The sequence below is a fragment of the Novosphingobium profundi genome (assembly GCF_018491765.1).
In the GTDB taxonomy this organism is placed as follows: Bacteria; Pseudomonadota; Alphaproteobacteria; order Sphingomonadales; family Sphingomonadaceae; genus Novosphingobium; species Novosphingobium profundi.
The window spans coordinates 1-23,150 of sequence record NZ_JABWCU010000027.1; the positions used below are offsets into that span (position 1 = coordinate 1).

Sequence of the window (23,150 nt, forward strand, 5' to 3'; positions counted from 1 at the left end):
TTTCGGCATTGGACCGTCAGCGCTGACCGAGACCATGGAACTACTCAACCAACACTTGGTCGCGGCCGCCTGATTGCCATGAAGCGGCGGATCTCACTCGCTCGCGGACAATCTTTGCAACAGAGCCGGCGTGATCGTTGCCAATTACAACGACATGCCCAACTACGTGCGACTCGTGCCTCGCGCGGAGGCCAACAAGAGGGGCTGGGCACCGCGCGATCAGGCGCGCGGCGAGATCGGCGGCGCCGAAGGTGCGGGCGATCCCCAGGCACACACGCCCTACGCTATTGATGTCAACGCTGGCTGGCGGCTGCCGCTGACGGGGATGCTGTGCAAGCAGCCCCCCTACGGTGGCATCCGTGCCATCGACATGGCGACCGGCAAGACTATTTGGGATAAGCCGCTGGGCGAGGCCCGCACCAACGGTCCCTTTGGCATCCCTTCGATGCTGCCTTGGACGATTGGTACGCCCAACAACGGCGGCTCTGTGGTGACGGCAAGTGGCGTGATCTTCGTGGCTGCCGCCACCGATAATCTGATCCGCGCAATTGATCTGAAGAGCGGCAAGGTACTTTGGAAGGATGTGCTGCCCGCAGGTGGCCAGGCGACGCCGATGACCTACATGGTGAACGGAAAGCAGTATCTGGTGATCGCACCGGGCGGCCATCATTTCATGGAAACACCGATCGGCGATCAGGTGATCGCCTATTCCCTGCCATGAGGACAACCCCAGAATTCCGTTCCGGTGACAGCAACGCCCTAACTAATCTCACCGTAGAACGATGTGCGAGATGCGGGGGCTTGAACCGCGGGACCAGGGTGATGGGTACCGCGCATCTTCGTAGGAATCCGCTTGCCCAAGAAGCATTGTCGTTGCCGCCCCTTCTCGGAGCCAACCTCGCGGCCAGACCACGCTCCTGAAAAGAAGCAAGACGTGTTCAGCAAGGCCCCCGGCGGCGCATTCGCAAGCAGCCAGATGGTCGTCAAGTTCGCGGAATCGATAGACTGGGTCGGCGCCATTCTAGGCGTAGCTGCGATGTCCATGCTTGGCCGGCTCGGCTCGGAAGTCATCGCCAAAGACATCGGCGGATGCGCGCTGGGGAAGCGTTTAGGGACGAGCGTAGCGGCCAAGGTTGTGTACGACCGATTATAACTAAGATGGGAATGAATCCCGGGCCGCGTAGTGAAACGCTAAAGCTTCCCGCTCGTTATCCGCGGCATGGCCAAAACATCCGGACACTTTCGACATAACATCGTACTTTACGGCGCGCTAGCGGCGAACCTTGGCATCGCGATCGCCAAGTTCGTTGCAGCAGGGATCGGCGGGTCATCGGCGATGGCAACCGAAGGTGTTCACTCGCTGGTAGACAGCGGGAACCAGCTTCTTCTCCTCTACGGCCAGAAGCGTGGTGAACGCCCGCCCGATGCCGCTCATCCTTTTGGATATGGGCGTGAGTTGTATTTCTGGGCCTTCGTGGTGGCGATCCTCATATTCGCAGGCGGCGCGGGTATTTCCATCTATGAAGGAATCGCCCATATTCGCGAGCCCCACCCGATCGCGGACCCTTCGCTCAGTTACATCATCCTTAGCATCGCCTTTGCGATGGAGGGCACATCTTGGGCACTCGCTGTCAAGGAATTCAATGCTTCGCGCGGCGACCAGAACTGGTGGCAGGCTGTGCGCCGTTCAAAGGACCCTCCCGGCTTCATCGTACTGTTCGAGGATAGCGCGGCTCTTGTCGGTCTAATTATCGCAGCGCTGGGTATATGGGCCAGCGGGTATTTCGCGGACCCGCGCTTGGACGGTGCGGCCTCGGTTCTCATCGGACTGGTGCTAGCAACGGTCGCCATCCTGCTTGCCCGCGAATCCAAGGGACTGTTGATCGGCGAAGCCGCCGACCCAGAACTCATCGACGCTCTACGGGTGGTGTTGGACCGAGACCCGAACATCACCGGCGTCAATCACGTTCGCACCATTCATACCGGCCCGAATTCAATCTTTGTCGCCGCAAGCGTCGACTTTGCAGATGATCTGCCGATGGGCGAGGCCGAAACGCTCATCGAGCAACTGGAGACCCAGATGAAAACGTCCTCTCCCAAGATCACTTCCATCTACATCCGCCCCGAAAAACGCGAGGAAGCTGTTTTAAGTCGGGAACCCATAAATCCGCCAGCGGTCTCTGCTGACTGAACAATCGTTATGTTGCCTCGTGAGCAAGAAGCCTTAGTCGATCACCGCTACAGCCCCTTCATCTTGAAGAGATGCCGCCAGATCGGGCATAAGTGAGACGCCGCTGACGTTGATCCGGTGACAATCGAGGGTAATGCTCTTGGACGTTCCAGATGGATCGGAGGCAGGCAACTCGCCCCATTTTGCCGCCCTCAGGCGTGAACAAGGCGCTGCCTTCATCAAGTTCCTTTTGATTGGCGAACCAATCATAATTTTCGCGACTGTCCACCACCCAGTCGGGTCACGTCCGTCAATGTGGTGTAATTTCGGTGCTGGCCATCGGGCTGCATTTTCAGGCGGCCTTGGGTGTAATCTGTAGCGGCTGAACCTCCTCTGTTGTTGATGTGGTAAGGGCGGCCATGCCCTCTATCTGCATGTAGCGGTGCTGGAGCTGGTATTCGTCGTTCTGCTCGAGCAGGACGGCGCCGACGAGACGGATGATGCTGTCCTCGTTCGGGAAGATTCCGACGACATCGGCGCGGCGTTTCACTTCCTTGTTCAGGCGTTCCAGTGGGTTGGTAGAGTGCAGCTTGACCCGGTGCTGCTCGGGGAAGGTCATGTAGGCGAGCACGTCGTGCTCGGCATCGTCCATGCAGGCGCCGAGCTTGGGCCAGCGGGCCCGCAATTGATCGGCGACCTGCCGCCAGACTTGTGTCGCGGCTGCATGATCGGGCTGGAGGAAGACCTGGCGGATCGCGGCAGCTACGACCGTGTTCTGGCCCTTGGGCACGTAGGCGAGCGCGTTCCTCATGAAGTGGACACGGCAGCGCTGCCAGGTGGCGCTGAGCACGCGGGTGATCGCCGCCTTGAGGCCCTCGTGGGCATCGGAGATGACCAGCTTCACGCCGGTCAGACCGCGGCGGGTCAGGTCCTTGAGGAAGGTCGACCAGAACGGCTCGGCTTCGGAAGGGCCGATGTGCAGGCCGACGATCTCGCGCTTGCCCTCGGTGTTGACCGCGACGGCGATTATCGCGGCGACACTGACGATCCGTCCGCCCTCGCGCACCTTCAGATAGGTGGCATCGAGCCAGAGGTAGGGCCAGTCGCCGGCAAGCGGTCGCTTGAGGAAGGCATGGACACGCTCGTCAATGTCCTTGCACAGCTTTGACACCGAGGACTTGGAGATGCCGGTCATGCCCATCGCCTGCACCAGCTCGTCAACGCGCCGGGTGCTGACCCCGGCGATCCACGCCTCTTGGATCACTGCGACCAGCGCCTTCTCAACAGTCTTGCGCGGCTCCAGGAAGCCGGGAAAGTAGGCGCCGGTCCGCAGCTTGGGGATCTTGAGGTTGAGCGTGCCGAGCCGGGTATCGAGACTGCGGTCGCGGTAGCCATTGCGCCAGGTCGTGCGTTCGCCCGATCGTTCATGGCGGCCAGCGCCGACCAGGCCATCGACATCGGCCTCCATGATGATTTGCAGCACGCTCTCGGCGATTGTGCGCAGGAAATCTGTGTCTCCGGTCTTCGCCATCAGTTCGGCAAGCGGTAGTCTGTCGTCGGTCATCGGGATCAACTCCTCGGTGGGCGTGTGAAGTGTGGTAACTCCACCTTACCGATGAGCCCGGTGGCCACCGAGTTCGAAATCGCATGAGGTGGGGCATGCCCCACCTCATGCGATCACCTCAATCTACACCGGAAATTACACCACGAGCGCGGACGCTAACCCCAGTCGGCTCTACAGGGTTCGGCCTGAGAGGCCGTTCCAAAGCCGATTGCGATCCCCACTTGTGTCCTCCTGCCTCGATCCCGGGCGGACCTGCAATGCCTCCATCATAACACCGCAAGTTGTGATTCACGCACGGCATGAGCCGATCTGACCTGACCGACTTCGAGTGGGCTTGGCCGAATTTACAGCTGATTTGGGCGCGTTGCTGCCTTTCCGCCGTCGACCCTTTCCCGCCATTCAGCCGGAAATTTCTAATTCCCAGCTGCAGTCTGTCTGCTCCCTTATGTTGGACGCTCAAGACTGGCCTGAGCAAACGACGGCTTTCAAACGATCCCACGGGTTGCACGCGCGCGCCGTGCCGATTAGCCAAGCCACATGAAAAGGACAGATCCTTCTGCGATTATTCTGGCACATCCCGACGATGATCGGTTCGCTTTCGATCTACTGGATGCCTTGCAATCAGAAAACCCTGGGTCCGAGTTTCTGGTCAACGCTGCCTTGGCGCCGACACCCCGCTTCGGGACGAACTCGGCCCCCTACCTTCTGATCGTATCCAGAAGCCTTCTCGCTTCAAATCTTTATTCCGCAGAAATTCCTCGCTTCGAACAAGCCTCGCAGCGGGACCAGCTCCTTTGGATCCATATCTATCCGCGCAACATCCAGCGACCACATCCAACGCACCACTATATCCAGATCAATGATCTCGATCTTTCGAGGAACATGGGCGCTGTCCGCCGGATTTCGCGATGGATTCGTGAGCGTTCGTTCAAAGCCCTGGATGATCGCGACCAGCCCTTTGATAGCTCCATATTTATGGAGCCGGTGTCACACCTCGGATTGCCCACCAGGACGAGATCGCTCCTGTTTTCCTCGGAAATCGGACTAATCGGCGAACTCGTTCAATTCTCGGAGGCCGCTCTCTTGCGAAAGAGCGGGCTGGGCCGCGAGACCTTGAGGCAGATCAAAGAGGCGCTACACGCACGCGGCCTCCGTCTGGGTATGGATGTTCCCGGCACAACGGCTCATGACCTAGACGATGCTAGTTTCGTGAAAAAGACCGCAGTCAAGGTGGCTCAACTCGAACAATCCGAGGGTGGCGCGACCTTCGAACCCGATGGCGATCATTTTACAATTGTCTCAGACGCGACTGACGATGATCGGTCGATCGCAACCAAGCCGATAATGCGTCAACTGCAGCAAGGATTGATAGACAAGGCGCGGCGATTTTCCGGACAGGTCAAACGCCTCGACAATCAGCCAGGTTGGACGGGGATCGCTCACGCAACAACTGAACTCACTGCGCTGCTCGATCAACCCGCCGAGGATGTTTCCGACGCGCTCGGATTTCTCTACTCAAAAGCGCTTGAGCTTTGGTCCTTCGTTGAACTCGACCAGCGGCTAGTCGCCGGCGTAGAATCGTACGCCGCACCGCTCGACCCTGAGTTGAGGCGCCCGTTGGACGATCTTGTCCGGAACCTGTCGCCGTGGCTTCGCTCATTCCCCAGCGTGCGCGAACTGGACGAAGAATCCAGTAACTTCCTGGTCAAGTCAGCCGATCTTCAACCCACGATCGGTGTGCTCGAAGCCGCGCGAGAGCACCTGCTCATCCTAGAAGATAGCGCAGAAGTGATAAAGGGCCTGTGCGCTGCCGCCGAGAGAGGGGACTATCAAGGGGGCAAGGCTGGAGGCATAGCCAAGCGATCCATCATCAATCTGGTAACTATCACCGCTGTGACAACAGCGGCAGGCATCTATTCTGGTGCCGTGGCGGGCGATTGGGGCGCAACTTCGCCGCTTGTTCACTCCGGCGCTCGCTTTCTAACCTCAGCGGAGAGGGACATCGGTGAACTCCTCACACATATGCCCGATATGCGCTACATGATCGGCGCCTTCGTCGAAGAGATGGAAAAGAACCCGCCAATTCCTTCAACTCCCGCGAGCGAAGTTGTCCTTCGCCCCACGCGCAAGCCAGAGCCAGGCAATAACGAGTAAGGCTTGGGTTACTGTAGACTCAAGGCCCACCAGCACAGGGCGCACTAGGTACCCTGGGGCCAACATTATCTTTAGAAAGCTGATAATAGGTTGGCGGGATTGGCCGCAGAAAACCGCGCCTTCGTGCCTTCCCATTCTCCTTCGAGCCACTGCCGACCCTTCTTTGCCGTACAGCCGCCAAAATTTGATGTCCATGTGCGGACCGGCAGCTAACCCGGCAAGGTGTCGACCGACATACGCCCTTTCGATGAGGAAGCGCGAACGTCCGCGCACGCCTGCACCGGCCGGTCGAAAAGCTGATAGTTGCGGGGCGGGCCGGCAGTGAAGCGCCGCTCGCTGCTGCGATCATGCGTTTCGCAAGAGGCTTTGGGCCGGGCCGTTTCGTTCCGCTTCGATCTTTAGTTCGAGCTCATGGGCTTCGGATACGCCAAGGCTGACAAGTCGCCCAAGCATCGCGTCAATGCGCAGGCGCTGCGCATGATGGGGCTGATAGAGCGATGGGTCGTCCATCCACGCGCTTTCGAACCATTGCGCGACCTTTCGGCCGATCGCAAGTTCATGCCACATCGTCCGGTCGCCCCCCGTGGCCTCAAGCCAAGCTTCAATGGCGAAGAGTAGGAAGTCGAGGTGACGCGCGGTCGGCCCAATCAAAAGGGTGTTCATAGTGCAAAGCGCCACAAAGGCCGTCGGCCCGCCCCGCATCATGGGGCGCAATGTTTCGAGCAGCGGATCGATCCGATCGAAGACCGCTGGAATCAGATAGCTTTGGGCTCTCGACACCCCAGTATATTCGTTCATCAGCATGACGCCGATGGTCGGACCTGACTGGAAATCTATCCGCAGGTCACCGGGTTCGCGATGCCAAGACCAGCGATTGAGAGCCATGGTGCGGGTCACCAGCTGCCGCCGGATCGCGCAGGCGCGATCGGCAAGGCGTCCCCGATTATTGAAGTAGCAGGCATCGGCCGCACGCGTGAGTGTGTCGGCCACGTCGCAAAACGAGCGATCTGGAAGTTCCAGGATCGGAGTAAGTATGGTGTCGAGCCGGTCCGGCGCGGCATCCATTATGACCGCGGTGACTAGTCGATAGAATTGCTGGTTCCAGTCGTCCGGCAATCGATTGAGCTCAGCGTCGGCGGAACAGCCATGCGCGTTGAGCCGCGCCGACCAAGGCGCATAAGTATCGACAATTACTTCAAACCACGCCGGTCTTGGGCAAGTTCCGCAGTTCAAAAGCATGAGCCACTTCGCGATGCCCTGCGTATCGACATGGATCGATGCCTGTTTCGAGCGCGGCGTCCAGCGCTCATCTGCCTCGTCCTGTTCGAGCTCGATCCGTGCCCGATTGCGTGAAAGGGGCGCGCGCGGCTTGCTCCGTAGAGAGAGTCTCTCATCAGGCACCGCTGGCCAGTCAGGCTCAGGGCCTCCGTCCAACCACGCAATCTCGGCGGAAACCGCCTCGCAGTCTTGACGCGCGCGCTCTGCCTCATAGGCGGTCTTCTCGGCAGGATCCTCATCATAGGGGTGCCACCGATAGCGGCGTCGTGCGAAGGCCATCCGGATGGCCGATTTGATCAGGCGCGGATCAGCGTCATCGATGGTTGCCCGAGCCGCAGTGAACGCCGGTATCGCTGCCCTGTCGCCGCGCACGGCAGCTTCCACGATCCGATCACGATCCACCGCCAGCTTGCGCCGATGCCAAAGGTAAACAAGTGCGCATATCGCCATCCCGGGCCGGTTGAAGCCCAGGGTCTCGCCGGAGCCGTATGCGTCCACCTCTTCGATCAGAGCGATATCGATGACTGCACGGACCCAGGCCTCATGTTCGGCGACGAGGGCGTCGTCGCCATCACGCGCGATCAGCATGGCGGTGGCAATGAGGCGCGTGGACCGAGCCTTGAGATAGTCTTCGTCACGGTCGTCAGGCAGGTCGCCCGCCGCATATTCCGCCGCTTGGCGCGCGATCTTTTCCGAGCCTCTCGCCGGATCGTTGGTCGCGAGCTGGATTTTCGCCTCGATATCGCTCGACAGGGCGAGTGCGCGGCTCGCGGTCTCCAGGCGCGCTAGATGCTCGGCTTCGGCGGATGGTGGCACAAAACTGAATTGGCCTTCGACCTCAACCCAGTTGGCCCGGTCCACCAGGTTCAGCGCATGGGCTCCCATGAACGCTGGATCGCGAAAAGTGTCGCTCTCGTCATATGGTCCGAGTTCATCGACCGCATGGGTAAGATGCCGTCGAACGGCAGAACTGGCTTCGTCGTTCCCCGAATAGTAGAACATCAACTGCTCGAGGGTGAAGCCGCGGGAGCCGCGTTTCGCGAGATCGGCGAGCCGCACGCGGCCGCTCGGCTCTTTTTCGCCGACCATCATGCCTCCGAACATCTCGATCGAAGCGCGATCGCGATCGCTGGCGAGAATATGTGGGTTGACCACAAATGGAACGAGCGCGTCGCGCGTCGCCGGCCAATGGGACATGAGGACGTCAATCGCGACCACGAGATAGGCCGCGCAGCTTCCCTCCGGCCCGAGGATATCCTCCAGCGCCTTGGCGACGTCTTCGCCGCGCTCGATTCGCTCATGTGACCAGGCTTCGAGGGCCTTGAGGGCCGAACCGACCGAGGATTCCGGCGCCTGAAACTGCCGTGACCAGAAATAGGTCTGGACCCAGGGGAAGAAGCGCGGCGTGCCGTCCACGACGATCGTGAAGCCATCGGTCTCGGTCGCCTTGCCATCGGCATGACCCTCGACCGCCGCTGCGACGAGCGTGCGAATAAGCGCTAGCCCGATTTGGGGATCGGCATCAAGGAGCTCGAGAAATGGCGGCTGTGCCGGCGACGCCGGCATATAGTCGCTATCCGCGAAACCGAAGACGCGGCCCATGGCCTCGCGGCGCGACCGTCCCTTGCGCGGTTTCTCGATGAGGCTGGCTTCGATTAGCGCCGCAAGTTCTGCGGGCGCCACGCTCGCAAGAGCCTTGCTGAACGGTCGGATCGACTTGACCTTGTAAGTGTCGTTCTCGCCCGCCACCGCTCGCAGATAGGCCTTTGCCTTCTCCGGCGCGTTTGCTGCGAGCAACAGCGTCATGCTGCGAAGATCCTCGATCATGCGCGAACGCGCTTCACTTGGAATCCTCGGGGCGTCCGCAGGCGACGGTATAGCGATCACCGTCTCTCGCACATCGAGCTGCAACAGCCAATCAAACAGCATCCCGGCGGCCACTTGCCCGTAAGCGGAAATGGTCATCGCGAGGAATAACTGGATCTCCACGAGTTTGACCACGGACGCGATCGCGTGAACCGGAATCTGCGCCTTATGGTCGAAACACCACATCAACACCGCGGGCGCAGATGGTGAGGACGCCGCGCGAAGGGACGTCGTGCCTTCGGGAACCTCGCCCCCGTGGGCCTTGATCTGCGCGAACAGCGCCGCCGCCGACATCGTTTCCACCGCTATGATTGCGGTGCAGAGTTCGATGAGGAGCGCGCCGCCCTGCGCAAGCAACTTGTCGGAGCATCGGTTGAGCAACTCGGCTGAAAGCTCTGACCTTACGATGGCGAGGAGCGCTTGCCGACGCCACGCTGCATGCGCGCCGGGGCGCGCCAGAGCATCGAGGAGCCGCTGCCATGCCGCGCCGTCCGATGCTCTTTCCAACGCAAACCGGCCGGCAAACTCGATACCGCGTGCGAGGCGCGGCGAGGGTGGCACCGTCAGGTCGACGTCATCGAGCAGGTTGATGTCCTCATGGAGGCGTGCGCCGATCGCCCAGTCGCGCAGCACGTCATGGCGGAAACCCAGCTTGTCGCGGTGCGGCTCGCTCAGGCTCCGGCTGTTCAACAAATACGTGCGTGCATCTGAATCGGTGGCGACATCGATCGTGTCGCGGCCACCGAGGACCGCTTCAGCTAGTTCGGCGAGCAAGCGCTGGCCCGCGCGCTTGTCTTTGGTCTCCGCCCCGTCGGCGCTGTCCCACCAATGGTGTGCCAGCGCTGCCTCCGTGCGGATGTCGACCGTGCTCGGCACCTTCAGCAGCTGGGTCAGTCGGTACAGATTACGGGCGATCGGAGCGGCCGGATGGTCCGGCGACAGCAGGGCGCGCAGTTCCGGCGCCATCTCGATCAGAACTGCGACCTCGTCGTCGTCGAGCTCTCCCACGAGCACCCGGTGCGGGGCGCCGAACCTGGCAATGGCGTCCTCGGCAAGCCAGCTACTGCCCTCGACGCCGAGATCGGGCCGCGTCGAGACAACGACCGAGAACCCCTCGATGCCGGCGATTTCCCGCAGGACGTCGTTGACCGTGCGGCGCCGCTCTGCCGTCGCGAACATCTCGAGCCCATCGATGAACAGGATCCCACCGCCGCTGGCCGCAATATCGCCGAGAAATTCCCTGGCGGCTCCTGGGACGCCGAGGCGTCCTGAGAGCGCAGACCAGCCCCCATCGGGCGTCGCAATCGGATCGAGGACGATGACCTGGCCTTCGCGTGCCTGCCTCTCAGCTAAGTGACGCAGCACCCAGGACTTGCCGACACCGGGATCGCCGGTGATTTCGATGAAGCGGTGTGCGTCGCGTGCCTCTTCCACCGCCGCCAAAGCGCCGAGGCGAGGGAGAGTGATCCCTCCGACGCTCGTGCCGATGTCCATGAGCGATTGGCGTGACATATCGGCGAGCTTGCTGCGGGCTCGGGAAAAGTTCCGGTCGCCGGCGAGGCGAAAGCCGTGAGCCGTCAACGTGTCGATCAGCGCCTGGCGTGCGAGCGATCCGCCGGTCGTGCCAGTCATGACGACCAGCGCGATCAGATTGCTCCAGAGCCCTTCGGCGCGGCCGGCATCTTCGGGCGCGAGCACCTGCCGCGCCAGCATGAGCGCATAGTCCCGCGCCTGTGGTGCGCTGGATTCGAAGTCGAACTCTAGGATCAGGAAGCGCCGGATAATATTCCAAATCACCTCGTCATCGTCCGCGATCCCATGCGCGACAAGGTGGGTCCGGAACGCCTGGCCGAAATCGCGCATCTTCGGGCTGGCTACCCCCCTGAGCGCAAGCCGGGCGAAGAACTGAGCCCCGGAAGTCGCAGAGCGCGCCCAGGCGAGTACATCCTGATATGGGCCGGAGATCGCGAAGCTGGTGCGCTGGGTCGCGACAGCCAGAAGGTGCCGGTCGGTCGGCGGATTGTCCGGCGCGCTCCGCGCGATCTGGTCGCACACACTGATGAAAACCGCGTCCTTCGGCGCGAAGGTGGCGGTGCGCTTGGACTGAATTTCGAGAACCGAACTTCCGCTTTTCGACGTCGCATGAATGATCAGATCGTCGAGCGCATAGCCTTCATCCACGCCTTGGAACTGGACCTTCTCGATCTGGGCATTGGGGAGACCCCGTGCTTCGCTGCCGGCCAACATCTGGAGCAGGTAATACGCGCCAAGCTCACCCTCGATGTAGGTGCCCGCGCCCCCGCGCCCAACCGGGCTGGAGCCGCTGTCTTTATCATTGGATGCCTGCGCCGGTTCCTGGTTCATCCGTGTTCATTCGAATTCTCGGCGGCCCTCGCGCCCCCTTCCACCAATAGCGCGAGGCAGGATTTAACTCGACAAGTTTTGACCGCGATTTTGCCTATTCGCACGTTTTGGGACTAAACTCGCGATCTGCGGGCGGCATACGCCAATCAGCGCGCAGTGCTGGTCCGTCAGTTGCGCGTGATTGATGATGGATTGCTCAATAACGTAGCCCTGAAAGAATCTTGAATTGCAGGGGCTCTGCTATTTCTGGGCTTGCGAATCCCCTGATTTCTGCGGCTTTTCAGGGCATGAAATCGGGGCTTTTCGCTATCAGCTACAGGACATGGGCCTTGCTCACGCTCGTTATTCGTTATCCTCATCGGCTTCTTCGATGAGGTATGTTTTCACCCGCGACATCATATGGAACAGGAATTCCGTCATGATGAGGGCGTTCAGGCTGCTCTTTGCGGTGTTATAGACGATGATGCCATGCAGGCTGGCGTGGCGATTAGGAACTGGATCAGCTTCAAAGCCAGCGATTGTATCTGGATCTTCACCGACCTTTTCATACAAATGCGATTCCATCTTTTTGAAAAGGTGGTAGCCATAATCGTATGTAGTCACCTCTCCAGCTGGGAGGTTGCCAATATCTCTTCGGATTGTAGGCAGGCTAGTGATGCCTACCATCTTGCCATCCTTGGTTTTGACTTTTCGCTTACCGTCGTAAAATTCAACAGCAGCTACACGTTCAACCTCTGGGAATAGCGTCCGAGGAACTGTGCGATACAGGCCTAGTTTATGCGCCTTGATAGCCTCTGCGAAACATATCTTTGCTTCAGCATCGATCTCGTGGTCCGATACAGCTTCAAGAAAATCCGTTTCGATGCTCGACCAGTTCTCTTCATAGAAGCTAGCGATGGTCGCATCGACTTCCTCAGTTGATTGATCCTCATCGATAAGATGAAACGGTGTGCTGGAATGGGGTAGCCATCCGCTTGCTTCCACCAGCTTAGCTTTTGCAGATTGTTCGGAAAGCCTGTTGAAGATGGGCTGGAGTGGGACAAGGACCGACTTGCAAGCCTGTGCTATCTTGGCGGTATTCTCGGCGAGCTGCCGGAGGTGCGCACTGACCGGCGATGGTGGAAGGAAGAAGCGCGGCGCGGCTTGCATCGCTTTCATCGCCTGAGGTTCAACGAAATTTAATGTGCGTCGGGCGGCGGCGATTTTTTCCATGAATTCGTTTGTCGCCGTGACGGAACGAAGTCGGCTCATCGCTTCGCCAACTTCTGAAGTCCTCGCCAGCTTGCGGGCCTCGTCCATTTTGCGGACCGTTTCGCCGATTTCGACCGTGCTTGATAGCCGCCGAGCAGTTTCGATGCTCTGAGCCAGAGTGCGCCTTGTATTCTCGTCCATGATCCACCTCGCTGGACTGGACTTAAGCGTCAATTAATTGAGTGGAAAGGCTATGGGCGGAAAATTCACAGAACCAGCATGGCGGCAATTAAGTCAGCCGTAGTATCGAATATCGTCAGCGTCATTCGTCCAACCCCGTCAATGGCCGAAGTCTTGGCTTATCTGGTGGAAATCCATGGCTCAGCCGAGAGCGAGGGCAATGCTGTCATCGATGCCATCCGAACCTGTCTTCAGATACGTCAGCAGTCCGACGTTTGATTGCCTGCTCCGTTTCAGGGACGGCTGCGTCCTCTGAGTTTTCTGTCTCCCGACTGTCATCAACGAGTTGGAAAACTCTAAAAGCTATGTTGTGCCAATCGTCTGCGGTCATAACGAGCCAGTCAATTACCTGCTTCGCTTCCTTCCTCACGGGGGAATCATCCCCTAGCTCAAGGTAAAATGGGACCACATCTTTTAAAACAACCTTTGTAGGGAATCTGTCGTCATCACGAAACAGGGAGTCGACCGTTCCCTGATAGCCGACAAATCTTGTGCCTTCTGACATTTTGGAAATCACATACGCAGTGATGAACTTGTCGTCGCCATTCGCGCTTTCTATAACATCGGCAAGCGGACCATAGATCAGGGATTTGTCCATCCATTTGATCGCGGCCCGACCCGTCAGAAATCCGATGAGCACAGCAAGCAGGCTAAGAAGAAATAGGCCGGACAGAAATGCCCACGCAAGGTCGATAGCGTTATCTCCCTTCTCCGCAACGAATGGGCGATAAGGATCCGATAGCGGGAGCGGGATTATTGGTGGTATTTGGAGAACAATCTTCAGTGTCAGGACATAAACCGCGTGCACCACGAGGCTGAAGCCACCGACCAAAGAAATGCCGTTCGGGGTAGAGAGCGACGGGACTGGAACTTCCACCTCGCGCGTCTGACCCGCGAAATAGAAAGAGCGAGCAGCGATTATGCCCGGCAGCAACAGCGCTGCCGTAAAAATCGCAATCAGGGTCAGACCCATACTGGGCTACTTAAGCGCGACGGTTTTGGGCAACGCCGTTAGCAGGGTGCAATTCACTGCGACGCACCACATAGACTCCGGAATCGTCACGCCGCGCGGTGCGTTCCACTTGGGCCCAACTGTTGCCTGCCGCGCGAAGGGTGCGCGTTGCGGTGTTCATCGAACCTTCGGAGTTGATACGTCCTTTGCTCATAACATCAATCTAATGTTTCGCGTAGGTCCTGCCAAGCCCCAGCGAAGGGTGGGTGCTCAAAACCGTGTGACGGACGGTAGGAAAGTTACCTTTAGCATCTGAGATCGAGTTGCGACGCTATGTAGCTGACAGCCGCGAATGTCCCACGGCGAGCCGTTGAGCCGACGTACTGCTGCCACGGAGCGAAGGTCGGCTTTCGTGGGGTGCCCCCCGGTAAGCCGACCGTCGCCATTGTCCCAGAGTCAGAAATCGCCAAGGTTCTCAGCAGCCCGCTCCTCACTCAGATGTTGTGTGCGATGCATTCTTGCGAAAGAAGGCCGGATGCTTCTGTCCATCCTTGCTGCAGCCGCATTCAGCTGTTCCTCTCCCAAAATCCACGACGGAGACACTCTTCGCTGTGGACGTGAGCGCATTCGAATAGCCAACATCGATGCCCCAGAATTGCCTGGATCACCCTCCTGCTCGCGGACGAAGCGTTCGACGCATTGGTGTGATTATGCCCTCGGCAAAGCGAGCCGAGACGCCCTGATCCGCTTTGTAGGAAAGGCGCCCATTACCATAACACCGCTCGGTACAGACCGGTATAGCCGTACGCTTGCTCGCGTGTCAGTCCGCGGGCGAGACGTAGGCGAATTCCTGATCGCGCAAGGCCTGGCAAGAGCGTGGCGTTGAAGCGCCTACAACCAGTGCTGTTCGAGCAAGTCTTTCAAAGCGGCTTCGGCTTCGGCTCGTGTGCCCCCTCCCCGTGGCAGCAGCGTCAACTTGATGCCTTTGCCATCGAGAGTCTCGATCTTCAAAAGCGGCTTGCCGTCCTCAGAACGGACCGTTTGCGCCTTTCCTGACCTTTTGGGGGATCCTGACTTCTTGGGGGGATCGGCTGCAAGGGCCAGAGCACGAATGATGTCAGGAACCGGCGTCAGCTGCTCTGCGTCCTTCTCGCGTTCGGCGAGCTCCGCCGCCTGAGCAAATACCCGCTCGCGACGATCCTCCGGCTTCAAGAGAGGCTTGATCGCCGTGACGTGCTTGATCCTCAGATCCTGGGGGCGCGAAAAAGCAACCATCAGTTCGCGCGGCAACCGAGCCAGATCGAGATAACGGCTCAACCAACTCTGGGTAACGTTGATCCGTTCCGCCATGAGCTTCTGACTGCCTTCGTAGTAGGCATCCAGCGCACGCAGATAGTCACGTGCGCGCTCCAGATCGGTAAGATCATCGCGTGCGCGGTTCTCGATATCAGCAAGCCGGAAAGCCTCTTCATCGGTCAGATCACGAACGTCGATCAGGAAGCGGAAATCGGGGTAGTTGTGTGCGCGCAGCCAGGTAATCGTCCAGTGCCGCCGCGCGCCGCAAATCACCTCGTAGTCGTAGTCGGCTTCGCCCTTAACCCGGCGTACGATCGCGGGCATCTCCTGCTTGCCCTGGGCCTTCATGCTCTCGATCAAATCCGCACACCGCTCCTCGTCAAGAAGCGCGTATTCGCGGTTGTGACCTACCCACATCCGGCAGCGCGCCGGGTCAACGAGCTCGTGCGTGCGCGAAACGACACTTCCGGAGGCAAGCTCGGCGAGACGGCTCTCTCGGCCCGTCAGAACGCTCGAACCGATACCGGTCCGACGCGGCGTTGGAGATTGGGAAGCTGGCGCAATTCCAGCCACCAGATCGGCTGCAAAATTCGCGTTCTTCTTGCTCACGAGTGCCCTCCCTCAGGCAAAATTGCACCGGTGCAATTCTTGCGCATCATACGACACCTTCCTTGCGCAACCGGGCCAGATGGCTCGGCCACATCGAACGAATATCAATCTCGATTTCGCTGTTTACGCCGTCCAGATAGGTCAGGCAGCGATTGCGAACAGACGAACTCGTAACCGGGCCATCCAGTTCGTAAACGGTCATGAGACGCGCCGTGGCATTATCGATCTCCGCGGAATCCTTGAGCGGCGTCCGCACGATCGCGTGCCCGAACAAGCTGCGCATCAGGTTAATCAGCTCCTTTTGCATCGACTTGTTCTCGTCGACCTTGGACGCGACGAAACGAAGGAACTGAAGCGAAGGCGCCATGTCCCGTTCCGCCAGCGTTTCGATCGTTTCGTCGAGCATGGCAAGAAACGCGGCCGTGGAGGAAAAGTCCATGACCGTAGGAGGCACCGGCACCACCAAGGCATTGGCCGCGCGCAGCACCGACAGGGAAATGGCCCCCAATGCTGGCGGCGGATCTAGCACGATCACGTCGAAACGATCCGAGATACTCGCGATGCCTTGCGCCATGCGATCAATCAGACTCCCCTGCCCTCGCGCCATACGCGCGGCAATCTCATACTCAGATTGAAACAGGCGCAGGTTTGCCGGAATCAACTCGAGCCCGTCAAAATGCGTTTTGCGCAGCGCGTAGTCGAGCGAGTCCATGCCGTCATGCCGCAGGAACGGATAGAGGGTGTCGTCTTCGGACAGGTCCAAATCAGGCACATAGCCGAACAATGTCGTTGCCGAGGCCTGGCTGTCACAGTCAATCAAGGCAACCCGGTAGCCCCGAATGGCCAGGTACTGCGCGAGGTGCACAGACAACGTCGACTTGCCCACACCGCCTTTGAAATTCTGGACCGCGATGACGCTGCAGGGATCTTCGGGCGCGCGCCAAGGACGTGTCCCGAACAAGCCACGCATGTCGTTGAGCTGTGCGAGCGTGTACCCTACACGACGGTTGTTTTCAGTGCGCGGTGGAGGCGGAAGACGTCCGTCCTTCTCGGCTTCCCGAATAGCTGCGGGCGTACGGCCCACCAGTTCCGCTGCCTTGCCAATCTGAAAAGTAGGCTCGCGACGGTCATCGGCCCGGGCCGAACGCGCCGCATCGCGAAGGCGCTCAAGAACAGAGCTGGTGCGTTGAGCCAGCGCCTGGACCGACACCTCGTCCTGCACGCCTTCAATATCGAGTGATGCGGCCAAGCCAGCCTCCCTTTTCGAAACTAGGGATAGCTTACGCCAGTTTGCACTTATCGGTCAATAATCGATGCATTTTCGCAAATTGGTGCTCCGTTCAGGCGCCCCTCGCGTGCTTCAACGCGTATTGGCTAACTGAGGCTCGGCTATCCTGACCGATTGGGGGGTCGTACGGAAAATTGCACTGGTGCAATTTGCAGATCAGGGCCTGCCCCGACGCGCAAAGAAGCTCTCGCAATACCCGGTCCAGGACGCGATCAATTTGGCGCCCTTCAACTTCGACAGACGCTCGCCCATCTGATCACGATAGGCGTTGGCGATAAGATCAATGTCCCATCCTCCACCAGAACGCCGCGCGATCGCGGCAAGCTCATCGGCGCCAAATTGCAGCGTTCCGCTGGGGAAGCGCAGTTCGGAGGGTTCTCCCCCCCCCTTCCCCGTCAAAGCTGAGACGACGTTCTGCGTCAGCTCCTTTACTTCAACGGTCTCGACCTCGTCCTCACGCCGCGCCTTGCGTCCGCCGGAATGGCGCGAAATCTCATCCACGGTCGCGATCTGCGCCGGCGCGTCCTTGGGCTCAAAGCGAAATTCGATCTCGCTGACCGCGCGCCCTTTGCGGATTTCGCGCCATTCAACCCTGAAATGCGCAAGCTGGTCGATCTCAGCCTTGGCCTTCTCCAGCACCTTGCGTCGCAACTGGGCGAAGTCCTTGTAAACGTCCGGGCCAATTCCAAGCAGAGCTCGCAAGGCCATCATATCACCCTTCCAGGTCGACTGGCGCCGGTGCAAACGCAGCGCGCCGACCTCGTAGAGCTTTAAGGCATAGTTCGAGCGAAAGCCGAGAACCGCCTGGCGATTGAGAACCGCATAAGTCTCAGATTCCTGGATCAGCTTGCGCGCTTCGGGCGTAAACTCCCATTCAATCCACCCCGATTCCGCGCCAGGCTCATCTTCAACCTCTTCGCGCGAAGACGAGATCAGTGAGAAACGCATCGTCGCCTTCTTGCCGCGCCAGGACGTGTCGTCTATCGCGAACAGAGTGCGGTGCAGTTCCTCGAGCATATCGGAAATGCGCTCATTGCCCTTGTGGCCCCGGCGAATATCCGCCTTGCGCATACGATGTGAACGGTCTTCCCATGCATCGCCGCCTGCAGTCAGGATCATCAAGGCAAGAAGGCGCGACGCGGTAAGGCTAAGCGACTGGCCCTTGACGAACTTGACTTCGACAATGCTGCCCGGCTTTGCGAACTCATCGCCCCCCTTTGCCTGCAAGGCTGCCGCAACGCGCATCGCCCGACCAGGAGAAGGCTGGCCCACATCGCTATCCTCAGCATTGTCGGAAGCTCGATTTTTGGCCATGTCATAACGCTCGAGGAGATTCGCACTTAAGGTTTCGGGTGTGCCTGACCTGTCCCAGATGGTCAAGTCAGGACAGGAATGGTCATCCTGAGCCCCCATGCGGTCAGGATCGATCTGCCCCTCCAGGGAAAGCGAGCCTGCAGATTCCGGCGAGTCGTTGCGGTCAGGGGAGGGGAGGGCGAGAATCGTGCGCGGAGAGGTCCATTCCCTGCCGAAACGCGATGCTTGGACGTTGCGTGGGAGAGCCATTGGTGCCTCCCCCATCCGGTCAGGATAGCCCCAACCGGTCAGGGAAACACCCCCGATAGGTCAGGAAAGGGCCCCCAATAAGGCAGGCAAACTCCCCCAACCGGTCAGGAATACCCCCTTCAACTCCGCTGGAATCCGTCGATTTTTGCCCCCTGAATCTGAATCCTTTAGAATCAGAAGACCTTCCGCTGCAAGCAGCGGCGCTGTTTGAAAGAGGATTCCAGAAGAAGGGAAGAAACCGAGGGACCATCTCGATCACCCGCACCCATAGTTCATACCGAAAGATCATAACGAACCAACCTCCGACAGTAGACCGTACGGATTTAGTGTATATGCTATATTCGGACTATGGCAACCACCCCTCAATCCGCTGCTCGGCAGATCGTAAGGGACCTCAAAGGTACCTGGCACGGCCGCTATGGCAAGGTCTGCTGTCCAGCTCACGATGATCATCAAGCTTTGCTTTCGATCACGCCAGGCCGCAAAGCCGTGCTGTTCCACTGTTTTGCAGGCTGCACACAACGCGAGGTAATCAACGCTTTACGGGCTCAGCGGTTAAATCCAACGATCTCAGCACGCGACAATGCAACTGCCAAACCGACAAACGACATGACCTCGTTATGCCGGCACCTGTGGGATCACGCACTTCCAACCCCTGGCACGCCTGCCGAGCGTTACCTTGCAAAGCGTGGCCTTCCCCGTTCGACGGCCGGACGGTACGCGCCCGGCGCCATAACGTATGAGGCAGGACGCAAACTCCGTTTACCCGCACTTTTGCTACCTATGACCCAGAGCGGTCGGCTCGTAGCCCTATTGCGAATCTTCCTGGAAACCGATGGTCGCAAATGTGCGTGCCTTGATGCCGCCAAACGAACGTTGGGCGATCCGCGGCAAAGCGCGGTACATCTTGGAGCGCCAGCTGACGACACCATGAATCTGGCCGAAGGCTTCGAAGACGCAGAATCAGCCATCGTCCTCAACGAACTTAGCGGCTGCTCGGCCGTATGCGGTGTCGAGCGCTATCGTGATCTGTACATACCAGACCATGTCCGACGGGTCCGGGTTTACTCTCAACATGGCAAAGCCGCCCGAGATGGTCTTGTTCGCGCCCACCCGCACCTCACGGAAAATGGTCGCAGTCTTCAAATCATATTGCCTCCCCCTGGAGGGGATTGGAACGACGCGCTTCTTGCCAAGGGCAGGGCGGAACGGTGAGAGCTCTAGCGATCCTTGGCGGTTTTGCCTGCGTTTGCGCCGCCATATGGTGGAATGGATCAAGCGGTGCGCAACACGACTTTTCGTGCGGCGACGTAGCTCCGAAGTCCGTGTGCCAAGGCAAGTCAGGCTTCGTCCGTGGCTTGCACGATGCTCGGATTCTGTTGGCAAAGTCTGCGCGGCATCAAAGCCTGGCGCAGCCTCACCAAGAAGGCGAAATTCGCAGACAGACGCAGAGCTCGAGCGTCGCCCGAGGGGTGGGGGCGGGGGCGGGGGCAGGGCGCTCCTCGGGCGAATAGCGACTTACCTCCCCGTCAAAATCAATTTGGAAAGCCTGAAAGGAAGACCTCGATGCCCCAGAACATTGCAGAATTCCGGATTATCGGCCGTATTGGAAAAATTCGCCCTCTGGAGAAAGTTACCTATGTCAGCGTCGCGTCAAACTACAACCGGCGGGACGGGGACGACTGGAAGACTGATACCCATTGGAACAGCGTCGTGTGCTTTCCCAAGATCGCCGCCCAGGTCGAGAACGCCGAGGAAGGCGACCTTGTTCACATCACCGGGCGGACCCGCGAGAACAGCCATTCAGGTGACGCTGGCATCGTCTACAAGACCGACCTGATCGCGGATTCCTTCTCGATCCTGGCGCGCAAGATGGCCGAGCAGGACAACTAGAAACGGGGAGGGTCGGGAGCGGCCGGCCGGCACGGCTCTATCTCCGCTTCGCTCCGACCGAACCCACGAAGCGGTTTCGTCCTATACGGGTGACGATCCTCGCTCGATGCTGAGGCCGCGCCTGACGCGGCCACTTTCCTAAATCGCGATGAAAGAGGGGCGGCCTCCCCCCTTCCCGGCAAGGGCCAGGCCGTCTTCGCGCGCAGGCGCGCTGCGCTTGGCTCGCGCGAGGGTGTCCCCATCCTTCCGTCCGCTGCGCTTCCGTGCAGGACGGGTGATCCCCCTCCCTCGCACTCGGCCCTCCGGTGCCGGTTCAACCCCCCCGGCTTCGCCAGCGGGCAGAAGCCGATGGACGCCATCGCCTTCGGCTCCATGAGGAAAAAGGGAAGCCAGCACATGACCCGCAAGACCAAGACCACCCGCCACAACACCGCCCCGCGCACCGACGTGTACGAGGAAGTCACCAACCAGATTATCGCTATGCTCGAAGAGTGCACCCGCCCATGGTCGCCCCGTTGGGCGTCCGGCCTTGCCTCTCTTCCCCGTCGCCACGAGGGAACCGCCTATCGGGGGATCAATATCCTGTTGCTTTGGACCGCCGCCATGACGCGCGGTTACGCCAATCCCTATTGGATGACCTACCGCCAGGCCGCCGAGTTGGGCGGGCAGGTCCGCAAGGGCGAAAAGGGCAATCTTGTCGTTCACGCCGGAACCTTCACCCCCAAGGACGGCGAAACCGGTGAGCCTGTCACCAACAGCGAGGGCGAAGAAGCCACCCGCAAATTCCTGAAGCGCTACGTCGTGTTCAACGTCGAGCAGATCGACGGGCTTGATATGTCCAAGTACCCCGCGCCTGCTGTCGAGATGAAGAACCGCGACGAGCGCGATGCCGGACTGGACGAAGCCTTTGCCCGCTGGCCCGTTCCCTATGCCGAGGGCGGCCCGAGTGCTTTCTATGACCCTGCCGCCGATCGTATCCAGATGCCCGCCTTTAGCGACTTTGAAAGTGGCAATGCCTTCTATGCGACCCTCGCCCATGAGGCCGTGCACAGCACCGGGAGCGCCAAGCGTCTCGCCCGCGAAACCCTTCGTTATTATGGAAAAGCCCGAGAAATCAGGGCAGAGGAGGAGCTCATTGCCGAGATTGGCGCCGCCATGCTTTGCGCGCAGCTTGGAATGGAGCCGACCGAGCGTGAGGACCATGCCGCTTACGTAGCTTCGTGGTTGACCGGCCTGCGGAATGATAAGCGGGCCATTTTCCGCGCTGCCAGCGCGGCACAGGCTGCCAGCGAATTGATTTTGTCCCATATGGATGCGCCTGTGCAGACGATCGCCGCGTGAGGGAGACCCCGAGGGCGGCGGCACAGCCGCCCTCGAAATGCGGATATGCGGAATTTCGGTAGTTTTAGCCCAAAACGCCCGAAATATGCCCTTTTTAAGGCGAAATCGCGCCTCCTTACAGCCTGTTCATAGCGCCTGCGTGATGGAGGTCTAACGCGATCTGGACGAGCGGGAACCGAGATCAAGCGAGACTGCGTTGACGCCTGGAGCAACGGCTTCGCGTGGCTCTCTACGCGTGTCCATCGCAATCCATTGCCGCCCGTAAGTGCGGGCCACCAGGTAGAAAACGGAACCGTGGCAGCCGACAACCATGCATTTGTCACGCAGGTCGATCGGGGAGCCGTTTGCGCCAAAGCGCAAAATCTGGATCGACACGTCCACCCGCTGTTGCATCCCGCAGCAGCGGCAATGCGATCGCGCCAGTGCGTTCGTGCGCGCCAGCTCGCCCCAGGTCGAGGCCCAACGAGGGAAAAGGGAGGCAATTTCGGTCATGGGATGAGCCTAGCAATCCGGCTCGACACCGTCCATGGTGCCTGTTGCGTCAAGCCACTGGCGGAAAAAGAAAAGGCCCACCTTTCGGCGGGCCTTTAATTTCCTTAGACGATGAGGGGGGGCGTAAGCCCGCGTTCTCAAAGCCGATGACCCCTTATATGGCGGTAGTGACGGTTTCGTCAATACCGTGCGCAGACAGGATAGTGACCTTGCCTTTCACTCCCGCTGAGCTTCAGGATCTGCCCGAAGTTATTTCGGCACCGTGCTTTGCCACCTATCTCCAGGCGAAAGGCAATGATCGGGAGCAGGCGCTCGAGCTCTACGAATGGAATCTCGACATTTCCTCGGCCCTGATCGTTCCTCTCCAGGTCTGTGAAGTCGCGGTTCGCAATGGGATCGCAGAAGCCATCGAGGCCGTCCATGGCGCGAACTGGCCCTGGAACAATGGTTATATCCGAAGCCTGCCGCGACCTAAAAATCGGTTTCGCTACAACCCGGCCGACGACCTTCAGGCCTGTGCCCGCAAGCTGCCGACGACTGGCAAGATCATCGCGGAGCTCAAATTTGCCTTCTGGGAGAATATCTTCACCGCCGGACAGGATAGCCGTCTTTGGAACGCACACTTCCGGACAGTCTTTCCAGGAGCACCGGGAGGGCTGAGCGTCGCCCAATGCCGCAGCCAGGCCTATGCCGACCTCCAGGGCATCCGCCATTTGCGCAACCGGATCGCGCACCATGAGCCGGTCTTCACACGCAATCTGACCGATGACTATCAACGCATCCATGACATGATTTCCTGGCGTAGCCCGACCGCGGCAGCGTGGATGGATGGCAAGCAGAACGTCACCGCCTTGATCGCGCAGAAACCCTGATTTCGTTTCAGACCTGG

16 protein-coding genes and 1 pseudogene are annotated in these 23,150 nt (G+C 59.6%); 9 read left to right on the top strand and 8 right to left on the bottom strand.

Annotation, left to right across the window (positions count from 1 at the left end):
- Positions 1-127: 127 nt before the first annotated feature.
- The 3 genes and pseudogenes from HT136_RS26410 to HT136_RS23335 form a co-directional block, all read left to right on the top strand.
- Positions 128-721: pseudogene (locus HT136_RS26410) on the top strand (outer membrane protein assembly factor BamB family protein); the annotation flags it as partial.
- Positions 722-934: 213 nt separating this feature from the next.
- Positions 935-1,153: a hypothetical protein gene (locus HT136_RS23330; RefSeq protein ID WP_214202245.1), complete on the top strand. Its 219-nt coding sequence runs from the start codon at positions 935-937 to the stop codon at positions 1,151-1,153.
- 66 nt (positions 1,154-1,219) lie between these two features.
- Positions 1,220-2,191: a cation diffusion facilitator family transporter gene (locus HT136_RS23335; RefSeq protein ID WP_214202246.1), complete on the top strand. Its 972-nt coding sequence runs from the start codon at positions 1,220-1,222 to the stop codon at positions 2,189-2,191.
- A gap of 331 nt (positions 2,192-2,522) precedes the next feature.
- Here HT136_RS23335 and HT136_RS23340 read toward each other — a convergent pair whose 3' ends face one another.
- Positions 2,523-3,734, bottom strand: coding sequence for an IS256 family transposase (locus tag HT136_RS23340; protein WP_214202247.1), 1,212 nt, complete (start codon positions 3,732-3,734; stop codon positions 2,523-2,525).
- A gap of 537 nt (positions 3,735-4,271) precedes the next feature.
- Here HT136_RS23340 and HT136_RS23345 point away from each other — a divergent pair.
- Complete coding sequence (locus HT136_RS23345) at positions 4,272-5,888, top strand: DNA-directed RNA polymerase subunit alpha C-terminal domain-containing protein (protein WP_214202248.1); 1,617 nt, start codon at positions 4,272-4,274, stop codon at positions 5,886-5,888.
- Between the two features lie 345 nt (positions 5,889-6,233).
- On the opposite strand, the gene HT136_RS23350 is transcribed toward HT136_RS23345, so the two are convergent.
- The 3 genes from HT136_RS23350 to HT136_RS23360 all read right to left on the bottom strand — a co-directional run bounded on the left by HT136_RS23350 (position 6,234) and on the right by HT136_RS23360 (position 13,800).
- Entirely contained in the window at positions 6,234-11,396 is a 5,163-nt protein-coding gene (locus HT136_RS23350) for an NACHT domain-containing protein (protein ID WP_214202249.1), read from the bottom strand.
- Positions 11,397-11,738: 342 nt separating this feature from the next.
- Positions 11,739-12,788 (bottom strand): hypothetical protein, encoded by a 1,050-nt coding sequence (locus HT136_RS23355; RefSeq protein ID WP_214202250.1) that lies wholly within the window; start codon positions 12,786-12,788, stop codon positions 11,739-11,741.
- A 205-nt stretch (positions 12,789-12,993) separates the two neighbouring features.
- Complete coding sequence (locus tag HT136_RS23360) at positions 12,994-13,800, bottom strand: hypothetical protein (RefSeq protein ID WP_214202251.1); 807 nt, start codon at positions 13,798-13,800, stop codon at positions 12,994-12,996.
- A 514-nt stretch (positions 13,801-14,314) separates the two neighbouring features.
- Here HT136_RS23360 and HT136_RS23365 point away from each other — a divergent pair.
- Positions 14,315-14,665: a thermonuclease family protein gene (locus HT136_RS23365; protein WP_343222297.1), complete on the top strand. Its 351-nt coding sequence runs from the start codon at positions 14,315-14,317 to the stop codon at positions 14,663-14,665.
- 5 nt (positions 14,666-14,670) lie between these two features.
- On the opposite strand, the gene HT136_RS23370 is transcribed toward HT136_RS23365, so the two are convergent.
- The 3 genes from HT136_RS23370 to HT136_RS23380 form a co-directional block, all read right to left on the bottom strand.
- Positions 14,671-15,684 (bottom strand): ParB/RepB/Spo0J family partition protein, encoded by a 1,014-nt coding sequence (locus HT136_RS23370; RefSeq protein ID WP_214202252.1) that lies wholly within the window; start codon positions 15,682-15,684, stop codon positions 14,671-14,673.
- Between the two features lie 46 nt (positions 15,685-15,730).
- On the bottom strand, positions 15,731-16,933 hold the full coding sequence (locus tag HT136_RS23375) for an AAA family ATPase (RefSeq protein ID WP_039396537.1): 1,203 nt from the start codon (positions 16,931-16,933) through the stop codon (positions 15,731-15,733).
- Positions 16,934-17,128: 195 nt separating this feature from the next.
- Positions 17,129-18,217: a replication initiation protein gene (locus HT136_RS23380; protein WP_214202274.1), complete on the bottom strand. Its 1,089-nt coding sequence runs from the start codon at positions 18,215-18,217 to the stop codon at positions 17,129-17,131.
- Positions 18,218-19,144: 927 nt separating this feature from the next.
- On the opposite strand from HT136_RS23380, the gene HT136_RS26745 reads away from it, so the two are divergent.
- The 3 genes from HT136_RS26745 (at position 19,145) to HT136_RS23395 (ending at position 21,769) form a co-directional block, all read left to right on the top strand.
- Positions 19,145-19,750, top strand: a complete 606-nt coding sequence (locus tag HT136_RS26745) for a DUF7146 domain-containing protein (RefSeq protein ID WP_425516914.1) — start codon at positions 19,145-19,147, stop codon at positions 19,748-19,750.
- Positions 19,751-20,101: 351 nt separating this feature from the next.
- Positions 20,102-20,428, top strand: coding sequence for a single-stranded DNA-binding protein (locus HT136_RS23390; RefSeq protein WP_214202254.1), 327 nt, complete (start codon positions 20,102-20,104; stop codon positions 20,426-20,428).
- A 396-nt stretch (positions 20,429-20,824) separates the two neighbouring features.
- Positions 20,825-21,769 carry an ArdC family protein gene (locus tag HT136_RS23395; protein ID WP_214202255.1) on the top strand — a complete coding sequence of 315 codons (945 nt, stop codon included), beginning with the start codon at positions 20,825-20,827 and terminating at the stop codon, positions 21,767-21,769.
- A 150-nt stretch (positions 21,770-21,919) separates the two neighbouring features.
- On the opposite strand, the gene HT136_RS23400 is transcribed toward HT136_RS23395, so the two are convergent.
- Positions 21,920-22,261 (bottom strand): hypothetical protein, encoded by a 342-nt coding sequence (locus HT136_RS23400; protein ID WP_214202256.1) that lies wholly within the window; start codon positions 22,259-22,261, stop codon positions 21,920-21,922.
- 203 nt (positions 22,262-22,464) lie between these two features.
- On the opposite strand from HT136_RS23400, the gene HT136_RS23405 reads away from it, so the two are divergent.
- A complete protein-coding gene (locus HT136_RS23405) occupies positions 22,465-23,133 on the top strand; it encodes a hypothetical protein (protein WP_343222298.1) in 669 nt (222 codons plus the stop codon).
- Positions 23,134-23,150 lie beyond the last annotated feature (17 nt).

Bases quoted from the DNA above. Each gene is read 5' to 3' on its own strand.
- HT136_RS26745 (WP_425516914.1), top strand. From the start codon at position 19,145: ATGACCTCGTTATGCCGGCACCTGTGGGATCACGCACTTCCAACCCCT.
- HT136_RS23335 (WP_214202246.1), top strand. From the start codon at position 1,220: ATGGCCAAAACATCCGGACACTTTCGACATAACATCGTACTTTACGGC.
- HT136_RS23395 (WP_214202255.1), top strand. From the start codon at position 20,825: ATGACCCGCAAGACCAAGACCACCCGCCACAACACCGCCCCGCGCACC.
- HT136_RS23360 (WP_214202251.1), bottom strand. From the start codon at position 13,800: ATGGGTCTGACCCTGATTGCGATTTTTACGGCAGCGCTGTTGCTGCCG.
- HT136_RS23390 (WP_214202254.1), top strand. From the start codon at position 20,102: ATGCCCCAGAACATTGCAGAATTCCGGATTATCGGCCGTATTGGAAAA.
- HT136_RS23380 (WP_214202274.1), bottom strand. From the start codon at position 18,217: ATGCGCGTTGCGGCAGCCTTGCAGGCAAAGGGGGGCGATGAGTTCGCA.
- HT136_RS23340 (WP_214202247.1), bottom strand. From the start codon at position 3,734: ATGACCGACGACAGACTACCGCTTGCCGAACTGATGGCGAAGACCGGA.
- HT136_RS23350 (WP_214202249.1), bottom strand. From the start codon at position 11,396: ATGAACCAGGAACCGGCGCAGGCATCCAATGATAAAGACAGCGGCTCC.
- HT136_RS23345 (WP_214202248.1), top strand. From the start codon at position 4,272: ATGAAAAGGACAGATCCTTCTGCGATTATTCTGGCACATCCCGACGAT.
- HT136_RS23365 (WP_343222297.1), top strand. From the start codon at position 14,315: ATGCTTCTGTCCATCCTTGCTGCAGCCGCATTCAGCTGTTCCTCTCCC.
- HT136_RS23355 (WP_214202250.1), bottom strand. From the start codon at position 12,788: ATGGACGAGAATACAAGGCGCACTCTGGCTCAGAGCATCGAAACTGCT.
- HT136_RS23400 (WP_214202256.1), bottom strand. From the start codon at position 22,261: ATGACCGAAATTGCCTCCCTTTTCCCTCGTTGGGCCTCGACCTGGGGC.